Origin of the sequence: Spirulina sp. CS-785/01, from assembly GCF_028330525.1 — a bacterium.
Lineage (GTDB): Bacteria > Cyanobacteriota > Cyanobacteriia > Cyanobacteriales > Spirulinaceae > JAQMSD01.
This window is the reverse complement of sequence record NZ_JAQMSD010000170.1, coordinates 1-19,184: the sequence shown is the minus strand read 5'-3', so window position 1 is coordinate 19,184 and position 19,184 is coordinate 1. Positions and strand designations below refer to the sequence as shown.

The following is a 19,184-nucleotide window of genomic DNA, read 5'->3' as shown; positions in this document are numbered from 1 at the left end:
CCTCTATTCCGCAACAACCAGACCCCTCTCAAACCCCCCCCCTTTCGCAAACCGAACCCATCTCCTCCCCAACAGAACTTCCTGACCCTTGGGACACCATTCAACCTGAACCCGTTTTCATTCAAGATTCCCCCCAACTCCGTCGGTTTGGTCACTTATACTTAGACTCACCCAACTGGTATTCTATCCCGTTTGATCCCCCCTTTGATCCCCAAAATAAAATCATTGTCACCCCATTAGGGAGTCATCAAAACCAACAAGTTTTTCAACTCCAAAAAATCACCCCAGAAGGGTTTGAAGTTCGCTGTCATCCTGAATTAGTGGGTCAAACCTTACTCTGGGTGGCCTATGGACTCCCTGACAAGTCAGTGGTGGTATTAGGGGATGATCCCTTAGTTCAAGAAGTGAAACTTCTCCATCTTGATGCAACCCAACACCATCAAACGTCCCCCCTCCGTCAAGAGTTAAAAGCAGGACAGTATGAAGTCAAAGTCCTTGGGACTCAACAGGGAGGGAAATATGATGCTTGGAGTCCTTGGGGGTTTGCTGACCAATGTGATAAGAATGGCGAAAATTGCTTAACGGGATGGCTCAATGAATATTATATTACGGCCTCTCAACTTGAGGTACAGGTGGAGACTACGGGAATTTTTGCTACTCCCCAACTTGCTTTAAAGAAAGCACAGAACACTACCTTTCAATTAGAGAAGGAAGAAGTCGTTAATTTCTTTATTCCTAAGCAAAACAACCATAAAAATCGCGGTGGACTCTCCCTCGCAGTTTTTCGCGTTCTTGCCCCCATTCATCAACAAATGGGACTCTTAGAAGATGTCCCCATTAATGAACTCGAAAAATCTCCCTATTGGGTTCAATTTCCTCAACCTTTTGCAGCGTCTCAGGAAGTCTTTGTTTTTCCGGTTGTTAATAGTGAAAGTCCCGTTCAACCTGTGGTTATGGTTGATAACATTACCCCGGTTGGGTTTGAACTGTCGTTAGTGAATTTTAGTGACTTACCAGACCACTATTCTATTGCTTGGGTTGCTTATAGTTTTACTTCTCCGCAAACCGCAGTTTTACAAACTCCTCCTCCTGCTTCTATTCATGGGGAACAGTTACAAATTATTAATCTCAATGCGAGTATTAATAATCAAAATAATCCGATCCAAAAATCCCTCAAAGCAGGAGAATATAAGGTTAAAGTCGTTAATGGAGAACAAGGGGGACTTTATGAGGGGTGGAGTCATTGGAATAGTCACCCAGAAGACTCTAAAAATCAGGAGAAGAAAGCGAACGGATGGTTTAATGACTATTGTATTACGTCCTCGGAATTCTCGACTAAAATTTCCAGTAACAGGGTTTATTCTAGTCCAGATTTTGCCTTAGCAAATGCCCCAACTACTCACTTTACATTAAACCAAGATAATCAAGTTCAATTTTTCATTGAAGATCAGCAATTAACTCCCCAGTCGGTTAACCCCAATCAAGGAGGCATTTCCTTAGCAATTATTCCCATTCAAAAGCAGTTAGTCCAACAGATAGGAGTCCTGAACAATTTAACCCTTGAACCCGACCAACTGTTAACCTATCGAGTCCATTTTTATCAACCCTATCACGGGAATTATCCCATTATTGTCTATCCCTTCCTATTGGGGAATGATCTGGATAATAATTTAGAATTGAGAATCGAAAATATTAACCCTAGCAGTTTTGAACTCTTTTGTGTCAGTCATTCCCCCCAAAGGACTATTCAGGTGGGATGGGTTGCGTATGGGTTTCTCACTTCTCAGTTTGAGGAGTCCATGGGAGATGCAAGTATTTCAGACAGTTTCCTGGTGTTGCGTAACTCCTGTAATGGGTTATATCAAACGGGAATGATTCATTTAGAAAAAGCAGAGTTTTGGCATTCTGTCAAGTTTTCTAAAGGGTTTCCTTATACAGGACAGGTGATGGTTTTCCCAATGACCAATTCCCCAACAATTAAACTCAATAATATTAATAATTGGGGGTTTGAGTTTTATAATTTATCCACCTCCTCGAAATTAAATGGAAAAAGTTCAAGAAGTCTCTCTCAACACCTTCCTTGGATTGCTTATTGTTTACACCCTCATCCCAAAAACTTAATCCATATTTCAGCGAAACAAAATAACCAAGATAACCCCATTGTCCGGGTCTTACCTGCGGGGAAATATACGGTAAGATTGGTGGGTGAAGCAGAAGGAGGCAAATATAATGCTTGGAGTCGCTGGAATTTTATCTATGAATGCGACGAACAGGGGGAAAATTGTACAACAGGATGGCTAAATAGTTATTCAATTTTCTCCGATGAATTTAGTCACTGTATCCCCACCACGGGAGTCTATGCAGAGGATACTTTAGCTTTAAGTTATGCACAAACGGCCACCTTTACTTTAACCGCAGAACGTCCGGTTTATTTCTGTATTGAAGATGACTATTTACCGGATAATCAAGGGGGAATTACCTTAGAATTGCAATCATTAACCCATGTCCCTGCACAACAAGTGGGAATGATTAATCCCTTAATTGCCTCCCATTCTACCCAAACTTGGCATCAAGTGGTTTTCCCGGTTTCTTTCCCGACGGATGCAAAAGTGATGGTCATTCCGAGGATTCAAAATTGGGAGACTGTCACCCAACCGTTACCGGAACTCAAGTTACAAAATATTACCTCAACTGGGTTTGAAATTTCTCTCGATTGGGGAGAGGAGAAAATGGCCGCTTTAGAGGGGGTGACGGTTGCTTGGTTAGCTTGTGTTTGCAATGGCCAATATCCCCATATTATGGCCTTAGAGTCCTCTGAGGATATCCCCCAAGGGGAGGCCATTGTGCTTCATATTGAAGCCCAAACCCATCAACCCGACAACCCCCTCACTCAAACCTTCACTGCGGGGACTTATGAGGTGGAGGTTATTAATACAAAATGGGGGGGGAAGTATGATGCTTGGACTCCTTGGGGGGTTGTGTATGGGGGGGATGAACAGGGGGAACATTGTCAAGTGGGATGGTTGAATGGCTATCAGATCAAGGCCGCTGAATTTGAAATGGCTTTACCAAGTACCGGGGTTTATGGGTCTCCGGAGTTGGCCGCTGCAACAGCGCGAGGGACTCGCTTCACCCTGAAACGGGAGGGAGAGGTGCAGTTTTTTGTGGACGCAGAGGGGGCTGAGTGCGACGGAGGCTTGTCTTTAGCTGTGCGTCGGGAGGGGTCTTGTGCGGTGCAACAATGGGGCTTAGTGGAGCATTTAACGGCTTCTGGGGACAGTTGGCATTCGGTGCAGTTTCCGAGGGGGTTTGAGAGTTATCAACCTGTGTTTGTTGTGCCTGTGGTTCAAAGGGGAGGGACAAATGTGCAGATTCGGGTACAAAATGTGACGGCCTGGGGGTTTGAGATGCAATGGGTCGGTGAACCTTGGGAACGGGTTTCGGTGGGTTGGTTGGCCTATGGTTGGGCGGTTTGGTCAACGGAGGGGACGGGAGAGGAAAGTGGACTAGGGGAGGGGATGTTGGAGGTGTCGGAGGGGATGCAAGGATGGGACTTGTCTCCGTCTCTCCCTAGTCAGCGTATTGTGATGGCTACCTATGGGTCTTTTGGGGATTTGCACCCTTATATGGCTCTCGCGCTAGAATTGCAAGCCCGGGGTCATCATCCCATTATTGCCCATGCTGAACCGTTCCGCAGTAAGGTGGAAGCTGCCGGGATTGAGTTTTTTGCACTGCGACCGGATACGAGTCACCCGTTACAGGGGAATGGGTCTTGGAATGAGGTTTTAGGGCAACAGCAACGGGAGAGTGAGTATATTATCTGTTATACGATTTTGCCCCATTTGCGAGCGACTTATGAGGATTTAATCGGGTTATTAGGGGAGGCTGATTTATTGTTGACTCATCCTTTTAGTTTTGCGGGGTCTGTGGCCGCCCAAATGACGAATACGCCTTGGGTTTCGACGGTGTTATCTCCTCAGTCTTTTCAGTCGGCTTATGATTTAGAGGTTGATGCGCTTCAGTCTCTTTCGGAGTATGATCGAGCGTTAAAGTGGGTGGCCCGGGATTCTTACTTGCGATCGCAAGAATGGTATGCTAAATACTGGTCTGCTCCGGTGCGCGAATTACGGCGAGAATTGGGACTCCCGGCCAGGTTAGACCCGCTTTTTGAGGGACAACATTCCCCGGATTTAGTGTTGGCGTTATTTTCCTCTCTTTTGGCGACTCCGCAACCGGACTGGCCGAAACAAACTTACGCCACCGGGTTTCCCTTCTATGACGGCCAAGAGACTCTCTCGCCGGAATTACAAGCCTTTTTAGAGGCAGGGCCACCCCCTATTGTGTTTACGTTGGGGTCTTATTTTGTCTGGACTCCAGGGAATTTTTATCAGGAGGCGGCGAAAGCGGCGCAACAATTGGGATATCGGGCGGTTTTGTTGATGGGGAAAGGGGTTGAGGCGGTGTCAGAGGTGGGGGAAAATGCGATCGCCGTAAATTACGCCCCCCATTCCCAACTCTTTCCCCAAGCGGCTGCTGTGGTCCATCATGGTGGAATCGGCACAACTGGACAAGCCTTACGGGCCGGTTGTCCTATGTTAATCGTCCCCTTTGCCTACGATCAACCGGACAATGCCCGGCGGGTGGTACAGTTAGGCGTAGGGCGCACCATTCGCCGTTCAGAGTACAGTGAAACGCGCTTAGGGGTGGAATTACAGGAACTCTTATCAAACCCCAGTTATCGCACCCACGCGCAAACCGTGGCCCAACAGATACAGCAGGAGGACGGGATACAGAATGCTTGCACGATGCTGGAAGCCTATTTACGGTTTCAGGCGAGACTAACGAGGTGAGAGGGGAGTTTGGGAAGAATCCCAACTCCCGAATTTCCCTAAATGGCTTCCTCTAGCCCGAAATAGAGGGCCATATATTGAATAATGGCCGCCTCATGGCCTTGTAATTCTGGGAGATAGGTGGCGATCGCACGACGCACGGCATCCGCAAAGGTCGTATAATCTTGGGTTTTCGTCTGCACAAAGGGTTCAATCTTCTTGATCAACTCCCAATTACTCTCAATATTGGCAGCCCGAATCGCCTTTTCTAACGGCGGCGCGTTATTCGCTTCAATTTCGGGTAAAATGCGACTGACAAAGGTTACACGGTGGAAAACGCGCCAACAGGACGGCTTTTTCTCCCCTTGGTTGGCTTGACGAAGCGCGATCGCATTGGGTTCACTACTTTGTTCCAACCAAATCGGATCGACCACCTTACCGAAAAAGTCCTCAAAATTCCCCGTAGTGGGTTCTAGATAGAAAGTCATAAAGCGGTAAGCATCCACCTTCCCCGGTTGTTTAACCGGATTACCCTTTTGGTCATACACCCCAAACTCCCCAGGATTAAACCGTCCCTTATACTTGGCTTTCAGCGCATCCGTAAGGGCATAGAGTTGAATATCCCGTTCCCCTTCCACCTCCACTTCCACCGTAAAAGAGGTCTCGGTTTCCTTCCCTTTCGTTTTCGTCGTTTCCAAATGTCCCCCAAACAACGCATCGAGATCGAACTTCATGGCCACCCCTGACACTTCAAATTGAGAATTAATCGAAACCCCTCCCATCCCTTGAAACGAATAATAACCACTGGTGGTTTCCGAAGTTGCCTCCATCACATCCGTTGATTCCGAGAAAAAGCCCCCATCGGCAGTCCAAACATAGGTATTCGCCAAATTGCGCGTCCCCACTTGAGTCGGAGATAAATACTCTAAATCCCCACGGGCTTGATTGGCAATATTTTGGAACGTCGAATACTGCTCATAATAGGTCGCCAACTCCTGCCGTTCTCGGTCGATGCGTTTTTTCAGGCTATAGGCTTCAATGGGCTTAAAATAACTCCATTGGCCATAAGTGGCAGCATTAGGATAATGGGAGTCAGGTTGAATACTGCCATCTTCCTTCAGCCCCACCTTACCATCTAGCGTCCCCTGCTTCGTATAGGTGGGATTCAGGGGAAACGTAATAATATTCCAATCCTTGGGAATATCGGGGTTGGGTAAATAACGATAAGCCACCAAAGCATTATTGTGGGCCAAACGCAGGGCAAACACATCCATAGTATCCGACTGCACCAATGCTAACCCCACATTCGCCGGAACATAGCGTCGTCCCACATAGGAATTAATCTCTGAACCAATTTGTTCCCAGGCCCCCCAAGCATCCAGACGAGTGGTTTTATTGGTGTTATAACCCTGACTCACACTGGCCTCATGGACTTGACCTTGGGACGACTCAAAGGTCGCCTTAACACCCGCCGTACTGGTAATATCAGCCACTTGAGTCGCCAACCCTAACCCGGCAGAAACCCCCGAACCAAAACCGAGTCCAAAGAGGGTTTCAATGGACATATCAAAGCCATTCTCCCAAGAAGACGCATAGATATAATTCACCGTTTCCGCTTCCTGTAACTCAATGGCACTGGCATTGTAATGATCCACCCCCGGCCCGAGTGCCATACTGGTTCCGGTGAGATTCTCACTAGGGACAGGGGGCGCACCCTCAATATAGCCCAGAATCTGCGGGTCGGCTTGCACTTGTCCAATCCATTCGGTGATTAAATTCCCCACCTTATACCCCGTTAGCAAATGCCACTGACCATTTTGAATGTAGGCATAACAGCGTTTTTGAATGCCCATTAAATTGCCATCGATGTCGTACTGCAAATCAGAATATTCTTGAATGCCAGGACAGGAGTGAATGGTATCGTGAAACTGGGTTTTTACCCCTGCTAAGGCAGACCGCACAATGGCCGTATCATTGCTAATGGGGGCTGTGGATAAAACCGACATGGGTTGAGCATTCCCCAAACCCAAGGCTAAATGATTACCAATCAAGGAATGATCCAATAATTCCGTTGGACTCTCTTTATCAAAGGTGTAATTGGCAATCAGGTCTTGTTTTTCCCCTTTGATGCGGCTAAAGAGGTTATCTTGGATTTGCTCTTGAGTGCGAGCTACTTTCCAAATCCGGACTTCTTCCATTGTTCCGGCAAAGGGGTCTAAGCAACCGCCCATTGTGACATTGTGACCCACAGGAATTCCATATTGTTCACCCAGCCATTTTTCTACCTTTTGCCGTTCTGCGTCAGATAACACCCGATCCCAAATCAGAATAGCTGCAATATCTGCATCACTCACTTCCTGAGAATATTTGCCCCCTTTGCAGAGTCCCAATTTCCCAGGGGCTGAGATGCCACCACTACTGCCTTTAAGAACCCCATCTACATACCAGTTGGGAGAACTGCCTTCTAAAGTGGCGGTGCTAATGGTAAAGGTATCGACAGTCGCACCATAGCGACCGACCCAACCTTCCATAAAACACCCATTATTACCCCTCCATTTCCCCAATAACCAGTTACGATCACGACTTTGGAGGGTTCGTCCTTGGGTCTGGCCGTAGTAGCGGTCAACAATAATGATAGTGTAGGGCTTTTGCAGGTTTAGCGTATCGGGGAGAATCATGCCACAGCTTGAGTTAAAGCGCATGACGGGGAAACGCTTGCCGTTGTAATTGCTCACGGAATAGGATTGGGGCATATTACAGCCTGATGCTTTGGTGGCATGGTTGCCCCGACCGGATAAATCGTCCCACTGATCCCCAACTTTATAGCTTTCTCCCGTTAGGAAAATTTGTAAACCATCCAGAGGTAAGGGACTGCCTCCACTTTCGGCCACCCCACCCAAGGTAAACTGTTCGACTCCCCAGTTGGGGGGAGAGGACATTACTTCTGTGGGGACGGGAATGCCATTTTGATAGAGGGTTAAACTAGACCCTTGGGGGTCGGGATTTTTGATCCATTGGGCCGCAATAATGATGGCATGGTTATCACTTTTGCTGTCGTAGGCAATGTTGCCTTCATTTTCTTCACATCGCCACCAAGCGATTAACCCTTCCTCATTGCCATTGATGTTATTGCCGAGGTTTTCGGGGTCAACGGCATTATTCCACAAGCGTATCTCACTCATGGCCCCTTTGAAGTAGTTGGGTTGAGAGGCGTTATAGGTTTTGCCAATTTCTAGGGTTTGGCGATTGCGATCGGGGTCTGGGCCGAAGTAGGTCGCATAACCTGCCGGGTTTTGATTGATGTAGAAGCGAATATCGGCCCATTGATTGACGGTGACATTGGGTTGGTCTTGCGTGCCTTGATTTTCTGTTTCTGTCTCATATTTGCGAGTTACGGCAATTTTATAAAACTGTCCTGCGGTCAAGGCTTGACTGGATTTATAAATGTGATTGTCGCCGTCTTTGTCTTCAAAGGCAAAGGCAATTTTACCATCGGTATCAATGTAGAGCGATTGACAACTCCCCGCCGTAAACGGTCGGGGATTCTCGCGTCACAGGGAGAGCCTAGAAGGAGTATAAACTCCAACCCCGATCTCTTTACCCTCAGTGAGCATTATTCCCGTCTGCCCGACGGTACTTAAACCACGTTCTTTGACCACTTGGGCTGCCGCTATGTCTCTATCGGTCTGATCCCCACAATTGTCGCAATCGTGTCTTCTTTGGGACAAGTCTTTCTGACCACAATTCACCCCGCAGTTTGGGCAAATTTGGCTAGTCCCATTAGCATCCACCTTGGCAAAGTAAACTCCTCTTTCCCAGCAAACGAAAGATAGTATGTTGAGAAATGAACCCCAAGAAGCATCAAGACAAGCCTTTCTTAAAGCAGACCTACCCAACGCTTTTAAGTTCAAATCTTCGGCAAATATCATTCCGGCCTGGTCACAGAGGTGGTGAGCCGTTTTAAAGAAAAAATCCTTTCGACAATTGTGTATCTTTTCGTACAACAACCCGATCTGTTTTTGGATTCGCAACCAGCGTCTAGAGCCTTTCTTCTTATTCTTCAGTTTCCGTTGCAGCAATTTCAGCTTGCCTTCAGACTCCCTGAAGAACTTATGACTTTTGATTAGCTCGTTTTCACTGGTGGCAATAAAGCTATTTAACCCCAAGTCTATTCCAATAGCATAGCCGTGAGGTTGCGGAGCGGGTACATCTACATCACATTGGATGCAGATGGTCACATAGTACCCACTTGCTTTTTTGATAACTCGGATTTGCTTAGGAATAAACCCATCGGGAATCTCTCTTGACTTCCTGAACTTGACTTCACCAATCTTAGGAAGAAAGATTGAATCCCCCTGAACTGCATGACTGCTGACTTGAGGAAAGCAAAAAGACTTCATTCTCTTTTTGAATCGAGGGAAGCCAAACCCCCGTTCCCACATATTCACGAAACTTGTCTCAAGTTGCTTTAGGGTTTGCTGAAGGACTTGAGACTGTGGAATTTTGAGATTTGGGTTTTCCTTTTTAGCTTCAGTCAATGACTTGCATTGACTCGCATAAGTGGGTCTTTTGCTATCTGCGGGTATGATATACTCCTTTTCAATTGAGCATCGGTCTATTCGGCATTTCCTAGAGTTAACCCAATCCTTCCGTTCACGAAGCCCATAGTTATAGACAGAGCGACAAATATCTAACCAAGAATCAAGGGTTGATGCTTGTTCTGGCGTGACTATGAGCTTGTATTGGTAGTTCAGGGTGAGCATTTACCAAATAGAATTGCTCTTTCTAAAGCATAGCACAATACTCAAAAGCCGTCCTTGAAGGTGACTGAGCCTGTCGAAGTCAGGACGGGGCTTTAGACCCATTATTTTTGGTAAGGGACATTTTCATCAGTCCCATCTTCGAGTTTGCCTTTGGTCAAAAATTGTGCCGTTATAGCCGTTTTGGGAGTAGTCTTTGGCGACTCCCCCTGCAAACCGCCAGTAAGCGACTAAGCCGCTTTCTGTGCCGTCTATGCGTTGGTTTTACCTGTGCCACTGTGCCATAACGTTCCGTTGAGATAAATTTTCATGTCTCCGGTCGCGGCATTTTTGGTAAAGGCCCAATGAGACCAGACTCCTTTGAAATCGGAGGGTTGGGCGGTTTTATAAATGCGGTCATACCCGCCGCCACTGTTTCCACAGTCAAAGTAAATATTGCTGTTATCCCAAGGAAAGTGAATGTTGATGACTCTTTGTCCATTGGCATCTAGGGCTTCTAGGACTGAGTTTTTATTGGGAAGTTTATTTCCGCCAAAGGCCCAAAAACTAACGGTGATTTCTTGTCCGGTGGGGATACTGTCTGGCGGGAGTTCTACAAAATCATTCACTCCATCTAATTCTAGGGCAGACTGGAAACTGGCACTCTTGGACTTAACGCCCAAGGTATATTGAGATTGGGCGGAATGGTGATGGATGACTCGGGCCGTATCGGCTAATTGGGCGGGACGAACCCAGGCTTCTAGGGTTAAATCGCCGTGAGCATCGAGTTGTGAGAGTTTTTGCAAGTCTCCTAACACCACACGATCTTCTTTACCATCAAAGGCTAAAGCCCGTCCTGGGGATTCTGCGACCCATTGACAGGAGAGGGTGATCTCGCTATCGGTTACTGTTCCGTTTTTGATGTTGCCTTCACTGGTGCTAGGTTGGAAGAGGAATTGTAAAGAGCCGTTGGTTAAGGGGTTTTTGGTGCGGTTACTGCTGGTCCAAGCGTCGTAGTCGTAGGAAAGTAGATAGAGGGGGGTGTCTGGGGGACTGTTGAGGGTGGTGGGGGTAATGGAGATGGTGTCTAATCCTCCATTGACTGCTTGACTGACGGTGACTTTGGTGTTGTTGAGGGATAGGATTGCACCTTTCGTGAGGCTTTGTTTTACTTTTTGGTGCAAAACGAGGTTACTGATGTTCCCGATGGCGGGTTGGGCGAGTTTGCCGATAAAGATGGGTTGAGTGAGTCTCCCGTTGAGGGTGTCGGCAAATTTTTGTAGGTCTCGTGGTACATTTTGCCAAGTTTCTTGGACTCCTGTGGCTTTGTTGTTGATGGTGAGGGTGCAGGTGTTGGGAGTGTTGCCGTTGGTAATGGTGAATTGGGCGCGATCGCATTCGGGTTCTGCCGATCGCGCGATCGCCATGACTTTTCCGGAGTCTGCTTCTAACAAATACCGCGCTTTCGTAGTATTGGTGTCGTAATAGGTGACAAAAAATTGCTCCTCCACACCTCGGAAATACAAAGCTAACTTTCCGGTCGCGCTATTGACCAACAACGGGGTATCTTTGGTATAAGCAAAGTTGAGTAACCCTCCCGATACCGTTAAACCAAAGGGATCGGTATGCAATAAGGACATGGGCAGTGCAACTTCCCCTTGAATGCCCGACTGCATGAACTCCAGTTCTGTCTCTTTATTATCCAGTTGGATTTTTTGTAGAGCTAATTGTCCTTCTTTGTCTTTAAGTTGTTCTCGTTCTTGATAGAGAGCATTTAATTCATCAACGACTTGCTGTAACTCTGCTTTTTTATTATTTAATTTATTTTCGGCATTCGTAATAACAGGTAAAGCTTGATTCGTCTTAACAATTTTCCAGTTACACAGAACGTTATTGGCATCCTGCGTGAGTCCTGCTGCCCCCATCATTCCAAATAAATAATAGGTAGGACGGGAATGAATTCCACTTCCTAGACTTTTGAGCTTATAGTTGCTTCCTGATTGAACAGGAAACCAACTTTCAAAAACACTATGAGGAGAAGTATCTAAACTCAATGAACCATCCCCATTATTGGATAAATAGCGACCTGAAGGAGTTTGAGGAGAAATGCTTTTTGATTGAGAGTATCCTAAGCTGGAATCCAAATATCCCTCGCCAAAAGCCCATAAATTATTCCAGCCTCCGCTACTGGTCACTCCTAAATTACCGTTACTATCAGTAGCAAGATACCATCCTGCATAGTTTCCAGATTCAATACGACAAAAATAATTAAAAACATCTTTTTGCTTATTTTCTAAGTCAGCTTCTAAGTTCTGAATTTCTCCTTCTAGCTTTGTTTTTTGTGCCTCCAAAGTTGCAATTTCCTGTGTAGATAATTTTAGAGCCGCAATTTCAATTTCTAACTGATTAATACTGGCCGTTAACGTGGCAATTTCTTCCTGTAAACGACTGACTGCATCTAAATCTTGGTTCGCTGCATTACTCGCTTGTAAATTCGGCAGCATCAGTTGGTCTGGGACTTGGGTGAGTTTGCCTTCTCGTGACACCCCAAAATCTAAAGCTGCAATATACTTGCGCTCCGTTGCTGTAGTATTTTTAGTTCCTGTTGCCACTGCCAACATCACGCGAGCGTTGCGTTTGACTGGTTTTTCTTGTTGCTCGTACCCAGTGGTGGCTTTTTCCTGTTGGTGATACAACAAAGCCGATAAACCCGATGCAATGGTTCGTTCCTCAGAGACTTGGGTTACATCGCTAATGGGTGAAGTGGACTTAACCCAAGTTGTCCCTTTAAGGGTAGCATGATGAGCATTGACTGTTTTATCGTGGAGCAAATTTCCCGATCCTTCGGTACAAGGAAAATAGGCCATGAGTCCATTTTCTTTGCCAGTTAAACGACTGTGAAGATTTTGTTGAATTTCTGCTGCACTAATGGCTCGTTTCCAGATTCGGACTTCTTCCATTTGTCCTTGAAAAAACCTGTCAACCGAACGATTTACACCCAAAATATAATAGCGAAATTCTGTGGGTAAATTTCCGGCTCCGCTGCCGAGTTTTCGTCCATCCAGATAAGCGGTTAAGGTATTGCCATCGTAGGCAACGGCTAGATGTTGCCAGTCTGTCGCTGCTTTCCCAATCTGCCAACCCCCTTTATCGTGGAGAAATCGGTAGTTTCCTTGACCATCTAAGTCAATTTGGAATGACGATCCGGTTCTGTTGGCATTGTTACTACTAAAAAGACCCGTATAACTAACCTGATCGGTTGCGTCCGGTTTCACCCACATTTCCACACTAAATTCTTGGGGAGCTTGCCAAGGACTGCCGAGTTGAATGATTGCGTAGTCATCTTGACCATCAAACTGGAGCGCAAATTGCTCGGCAACCGATTGTAAACCAAAACTGGTTCGCCGAATTCCTGGATGATCCCCAATGGGAGCATCGGATTTTACCCACGTTGCGTCCTTAATTGTCCCGTGGTGTCCGTTATCGGTTTGGTCAAAGATTGTCTCCCCTTTCCCTTCATCCAACCGCCAATAACTCCACAATCCTGGCTCATTCCCCACCAAGCGATGATTCATCTCCGCTTGAATTTCGGTTTGAGTGCGGACGCGATTCCAAATCCGTATTTCATCCACGATACCGTGATAAGGATAGGAACGATTCGGATAATTCCCCAATAAAACTTTGGTTGCTGGGTTAAGCTGTCGAGTTTTACCTGTTCCACTGTGCCATAACTGACCATTCAAATAAATTTTCATTTCTCCCGTCTGAGCATTTTTAGTGAATGCCCAATGAGACCAAACGCCTTGAAACTCAGAGGTTTGGGCTGCTTTATCAATGCGATCGCACTGGCTGCCATCATTACCACAGTCAAAGTAAATACGACTATTAGACCAAGGTAAATGGATGCAAAAGACTTTATGACCATTAGCATCTGTTGCGCCTAAAATGGCGGTTCGCATCGGGAGTTTATCTCCACCATAAGCCCAAAAACTAACGGTAATTTCTTCTCCTGTGGGAAGACTGTTGGTTGGTAGTTCTATATAATCATCGCTCCCATCAAATTTTAGGGCAGATTCAGCATAACCTGATTTACTAATGAGGGGAATTAAGGGTTCTCCGGTAAAGGAATCCGTTCCGGGTTGCCGTTCTAAGACGGAGTTTTGATATTGGGGATCGGGACTGGTATAAAGTTGAGTTCCTTTGGTATTAAATAACCCATCCTGAGAGCGTTCGATATTAAAGGAATCAATGCGGCCTGTTTTGCTATTGTGGCTGAAGACTTGCCAACGTTCTAAGTTGGCAATTTGGGTAGGGACGAGTAATACATTAAAGCGTCCTTCTTTTAAGTTTTGGACAAAATCTAATTCTTGGGTTGGCTCAAAAAAGGGTTTCTTTTCTAAGTCTTTTGCCCCTAGTCCATCTTTATTGGTTTGGGGGGTATATTTATGGCGACTGCGTTGATAGCGCACCTCCATTTTAGGCTTGAGTTCTGTCCCTGCTAAAACGTAGCGGTCTAAGAGTAAAGTTTCATTGACTAAGGGGACTTTTTGTTGGCTTTGATCTAAGACAAAATCTCCTTTTTTATCCCGCTTGTAAAGCATATCGGGATGATCATTGTCAATAGCTTGGCGGAATAAATAAATAAATTTTCCATCAGACAATACTTGAAAATGAGCATTGGCTGTAAAACGGGCAGTTGTCGAGAGAAAAGGGTCTATTTCTTCGGGGCGTAATGTTCCCGCTTTCGCTTCGTCTCTTGTCCCTTTTTTAACCGTGGGCATTGACTGATTAGGGAGAATAGCGTAGCCCACTTGGACAATTTCGTTAGGAAATTGCAGTTCTTTGGGATTGTTGAGCCAATAATTAACGTCTAAAGGACTTTTTGTTTTTTGATGAGTATTACCTGTACTCTGAGTTTCTGAGTTAGTATTATCTAAATTTAAAACAGAATAGTAGATGCGCCTTTCCTCATCCATGGCAAAAGCAATTACTGTGCCTTTATGGGTGACAGTTGCGGTGTATTGATAGTTTTTGTCGGTGTAAGTTTTGACGAAGTTACTGATGATACTCATAGGGGTTCGCGCCTTAAAGAAAACTTAAACAGAATTAGGTTCGGTCTAGTATTAGCGTGTTGTTTGATGCACAACATTTAATCCAATTTAGAAAATTGGATTTAGAAAATTGGATTTAGAAAATTTAATCCGCAGTGATTCTTGTATGAATTAATTGGAATAGTTTGTTGGTGTTCTGAACCTGTGGAAGAAAACCGAGAGCGCGAAACTAAGAGAGAGCCAATATGATACGCTGTTGAAGGCGTTAGTCGTCAGAGCTTTGAATCTTTTATGAGCCTATCACATCATGGGGAATTGGTTGCGTTATTGGAAAAACTTTACTTTTGTTTACATTTTTGTGTTGATTCTTGGACTTTGTTTTAAGAAAAATTAAGCAAAATTGATTGAGTCATGACAGTCAACAAGAGGTATGATGGATAGCAATTCTAATGAGCTTTGAGTCAGATCCTTGCAAGCAATAAAGAGCCAAAAGCAATGACCCAAATTCAAGCACTGTACTTCGATGGACAGGGAACGAAAATCATTGTCAATGAACAGGAGTCTTTACGGATTACGACTTATACGGTGGAAGTGTTATTGAAACCCGATGGTATTCCTGATCAACCTTGGAAAGGGATTGTTGGGAAACCGGGACGTAATTTTAATATTTGGTTACGTCAAGATGGGGGAATTTATCACTGTTTCCATACGGAGAGTAGCGATCATGAAGCTGTCCCGGATACTAATGACGGTGCCGCGCAGGGTCCCCTAGGGGGAATTACGCCTAACCAATGGCATCATGTAGCCATTACCAATGATGGGAGGGTTGCCAAAACCTATATTAACGGTCAACTACACCAAACCCATCAGATCGATAGTCCTTTAGTGGTGGACGAAACTCCCCTCTATATTGGCTGTAACTTGGACGCAGCGAACAATCACTACTTTAAAGGGGCGTTAAGTGAAATTCGCATCTGGAATAAAGTTCGCACTGAGGCAGAGATTCAGGCCAATTTATTAGGACAATTAACAGGACAAGAAGAGGGATTAGTGGCCTACTATCCTTTCAATGAGGGACAAGGTTCAGAAATTCACGATCGCACAGGTCAGACAACACCAGGAGAAATTACTGGAACGGTCACTTGGATTGAATCCGACTTGAACATCGGATCAGAGAATTCCCCGACTCCCACAGATCCCCAAGACACTCCTCCGTCATACAATTCTCCTCCCATGATGGATGTCCCCCATGGAACGATTCTCAAAAATCAGTCCAATGGTTATGTCTTAGATGTACTGAAAGGGGAAGCCAAATCTGGGTCAATGGTTTGGGGTTATGCCCCCAATGATAGCTTGAGTCAAAAATGGGAAATTACCCCCGAAGGACTAATTAAAAGTCAGCTAGGAGAATGGGTATTAGACCTACAAGATATACCGGGTTTTGAATGGGCTAAAAAGGTTGTCCTCAATCCCATCAATGGTCATCAAACCCAGCAATGGATTGTGAGCGATCGCGGAATCATTGTCAATCAGAGTAACAATTTTGCCCTAGCAATGGTGGAAAAAGACGGTATTCAAGCGGTGGTCGCTTATCCGGTGAGTGACCCTAAACCCAATGAACAATGGGTTTTAGTTGAGTAATAGCCAAGAAAGGCTACACGATTTCGATGGGTATAAGTTTGTAGTAAGCCCTTTCGGGCTTACAATAAACGAATTGAAGACCAATTAAAGGGATTATTGCTCGTAGAATCAAATCACATATTCCGCATAAATTAACCCTTTGGCTTCAATTTTTTTCCCTTGCCATAATAACAGTAATTCCACTGATCCTGTTACCTCCTCAATAAAACTATATTGCCGTTCTTGATTATCCGGTACAACTAACTCTAAACTAGCATTAAATTGGGCGGTTACAAGCATCTGATCTTGTTCATCCGCAGCATAAACTTGTAACCCTTGGGGCATTTTTACAGTCCGTTCTGTGAACAAAGAAGCCATTAAACCGGGTAAACGGATTGGCAATTCGGCATTTTCTGTCCAGTCCCAATCAATATTTAAGGCGGGGCCTAAAAAGATTTTAATGACTTCATTCCCTTGATAAATAAAAATATAGGGTAAACCGTGCGTAGTATGGTTTTTATTGGTTCTTTTATCCAATACTAACGTAAATGTTCGCCCATCGGAACTGGTGAGAAAAGCGACAAACCATTCCCACCCAATATCTTCTCCCCACCGAAAACGGCCAAAGTTGCGATCGTGATAACAATACCAGTTAGAATTAAGAGGAAATCGAGAATTAGCGAGGGTTAATTCTCCCGCGACTTGTAACCCCGGAACTAACCCCCAACCAATAAATCCACTGCCAAAGGGAGAGTCTTCTGTGACTAAGAGAGGGGTGGCTTGGGGGAGGGCTTGAAATTGGAGATATAATTGGTTTCTAGGGTCTTGAACTGTGACTCGAAAGCGATTATTTTCTAAGACTAAATCAATGCCTCTGCCTTGGATATGGAGAGGGAATGGTTGTACCAGAGGAGTCCGCCAGAGTTGCGTCCCGGCATGACCAAAGGTGACAATTTCTTCTGAGATGGCGAGGGGAATTGTCACTTGTTCTGCGGTAAAATGAACAATGAATGTAACTTGTATTTCTCCGTGTTCTGGCCAACCCATAAGGGTGATGTTGACTAAAATACGGATTTGCTGTTGCAAGTCCATTAAAATGAAGTGATACCAGTCTTTCCAATCCTTTGTCCCCAACCGTCCATCAAACGGAATCCGGAGTTGTTCAATGCGGGCAAATAGTTCAGGATTAAAAACCATTATTAATTATCATTGACCAATTACCAATTACCAATTACCAATTACCAATTACCAATTCCCCCAATTAACGCTGAAGCGACTCATTTTCACTGAGAATATCCTCAAGGGGAAAAGTGGGTTTAGAGGGGGCTGGGGGCGATTCTGGGGCTTGTTGGGCGATTTTGGTTAAGCGGGTATTGAGTTGGGGGGAGAGTTGCATTAAGCCAAGAATGACGGCTGCAAAGATGCGATCGCTTTCCCGTTCCATCCGTTCCACAAACCCTTCCAAGTTCGTTGGCTGGGCCCAACTCTCCTCCCAGTCAGCTTGCAAGGAGTCTGGCAACAAACTCTTAAACCATTGTTCGGCGGTATAAATTAACCCCCCTGGGTGGTCAGACTTTCCCAGGGAGTCTTGATAAGCAGAGGTTGCTTGTTGGCTAATATGCAGCCAACGGGGGAGATGGGCCGTGGCCACCGCTAACACGCCATTTTTAAAGAAACGAGTCCGATGGAGTTGGTTTAATAATTGACTGCCGTTTTCTGTTTGCGCGTAAATTTCCCCCTGCTGGCCGAGAATCGCCAGTAATTCCACCACTAACCAACGGGCAGGTAAGATATCTAAACTGGGGAGAATCAGATTCAGGTGATAACTGATGTCGCTATCGGGGAGAGATTGGACTGGGGCAAATTCTTCCACAAGACGATGTAAGGTGGCGTTAATGAGGGGGGAAATTTGGCTTAATCCTAATAATAAATTGCCCCACCAGCGTTGTACATCGCTGCCCCATTCCTTTACCCCGTCTTCGGGTTGAAACCGGGGAATGTTGGGGAGGTTGCTTTGTTCGGTTTGTTCTAAGTCATTATCCACTAAACTCCATAACCACCCTTCCCAGAGTGTCACCAGTCCTCCTGCATCGTTCACTTCTGCCGAGAGAAAGTCCTGTCGTTTGACGAGAGTATCGAGTATCCATTGGGGAAATTGTAGGGTAGAACTGGCGATCGCGCCCGACTGAAAAAACGCCGTCTCCTGCAACCCCTCCCATAACACCTCCCCCTCCTCCGTCTGCCGATACACTTCCCCCTGACGACACAACCGTATCAACAACTCCGCCAACAACCAACGCGAGGGAATCTGATCCAACTCCAGCAACGCAGACGTTAACCCGATAATCCCCAACCGATGGGGATTGAGAGACAGTCCCCCCACCCCTTGCGCAGCCTCTAAGGGAAACGCCAGTTTTAAATCCGTAATCTGTGCTTGATTCCGTTGTCCCATCACAGGTAAAATCTCCACCTGAACCGGAATCCCCGCTTCTTGCCACCCCGGAAAGCGTAATTGACTCCTGAGAGACTGTTCAGCTTGGACAGGAGGCAATTGCAAGATAATTTTTTGCGTCACCCCTTGTTGTCCAGGATAAAGCGTGACATAAGCAGGTTCTACTGTAATCTGGGAACAAACAACCGTATGGGACTCAATCAGCCAATCTTCTAACACGGGTCGTAATAGCAAAATATCATCCGTTTGATTCGACAAAAATAAACGGATAATCAGTGGGGTATTTTGGGGAATTTTAACCTGAATTTTGGGAGAATTTAATAGCATTCTAAAAATTTTATTGCGCCAAAGTCCCTCTCCCAACATTCTGATTCAGGGTGACATTATCGCCATAGCCATCAAAGTACAGAATACATTTTGATTGTGGGGGAAGTGGTTGGGGAGTCGTTGGTTGAGTGGGAGGTTGAGTGGTAGGGGGAGATGGAGGAGATGG

General features: G+C 45.6%; 7 protein-coding genes. 2 read left to right on the top strand and 5 right to left on the bottom strand.

Annotated elements, in window-relative coordinates; genetic code table 11:
• Window positions 1-4,850 (top strand): glycosyltransferase (locus PN462_RS11325; protein ID WP_272128322.1); only part of this gene is annotated, 4,850 nt, incomplete at its 5' end.
• Window positions 4,851-4,888: 38 nt separating this feature from the next.
• Here the strand turns inward: PN462_RS11325 and PN462_RS11320 are convergent.
• The 3 genes from PN462_RS11320 to PN462_RS11310 all read right to left on the bottom strand — a co-directional run bounded on the left by PN462_RS11320 (window position 4,889) and on the right by PN462_RS11310 (window position 14,640).
• A complete protein-coding gene (locus PN462_RS11320) occupies window positions 4,889-8,332 on the bottom strand; it encodes a LamG-like jellyroll fold domain-containing protein (protein ID WP_272128323.1) in 3,444 nt (1,147 codons plus the stop codon).
• A gap of 48 nt (window positions 8,333-8,380) precedes the next feature.
• The gene (locus PN462_RS11315; protein ID WP_272128321.1) at window positions 8,381-9,592 is read right to left on the bottom strand and encodes an RNA-guided endonuclease InsQ/TnpB family protein; all 1,212 of its coding nucleotides are present in this window, start codon (window positions 9,590-9,592) and stop codon (window positions 8,381-8,383) included.
• A gap of 248 nt (window positions 9,593-9,840) precedes the next feature.
• Complete coding sequence (locus PN462_RS11310; RefSeq protein WP_272128319.1) at window positions 9,841-14,640, bottom strand: LamG-like jellyroll fold domain-containing protein; 4,800 nt, start codon at window positions 14,638-14,640, stop codon at window positions 9,841-9,843.
• A gap of 474 nt (window positions 14,641-15,114) precedes the next feature.
• Between PN462_RS11310 and PN462_RS11305 the strand changes: the two genes are divergently transcribed.
• Window positions 15,115-16,260, top strand: coding sequence for a LamG-like jellyroll fold domain-containing protein (locus PN462_RS11305; RefSeq protein WP_272128317.1), 1,146 nt, complete (start codon window positions 15,115-15,117; stop codon window positions 16,258-16,260).
• 108 nt (window positions 16,261-16,368) lie between these two features.
• Here the strand turns inward: PN462_RS11305 and PN462_RS11300 are convergent, their stop codons facing one another.
• Together PN462_RS11300 and PN462_RS11295 are read right to left on the bottom strand one after the other, a co-directional pair.
• A complete protein-coding gene (locus tag PN462_RS11300; RefSeq protein ID WP_272128316.1) occupies window positions 16,369-17,436 on the bottom strand; it encodes a hypothetical protein in 1,068 nt (355 codons plus the stop codon).
• 64 nt (window positions 17,437-17,500) lie between these two features.
• Window positions 17,501-19,018: a hypothetical protein gene (locus PN462_RS11295; RefSeq protein WP_272128315.1), complete on the bottom strand. Its 1,518-nt coding sequence runs from the start codon at window positions 19,016-19,018 to the stop codon at window positions 17,501-17,503.
• Between the last annotated feature and the right edge of the window lie 166 nt (window positions 19,019-19,184).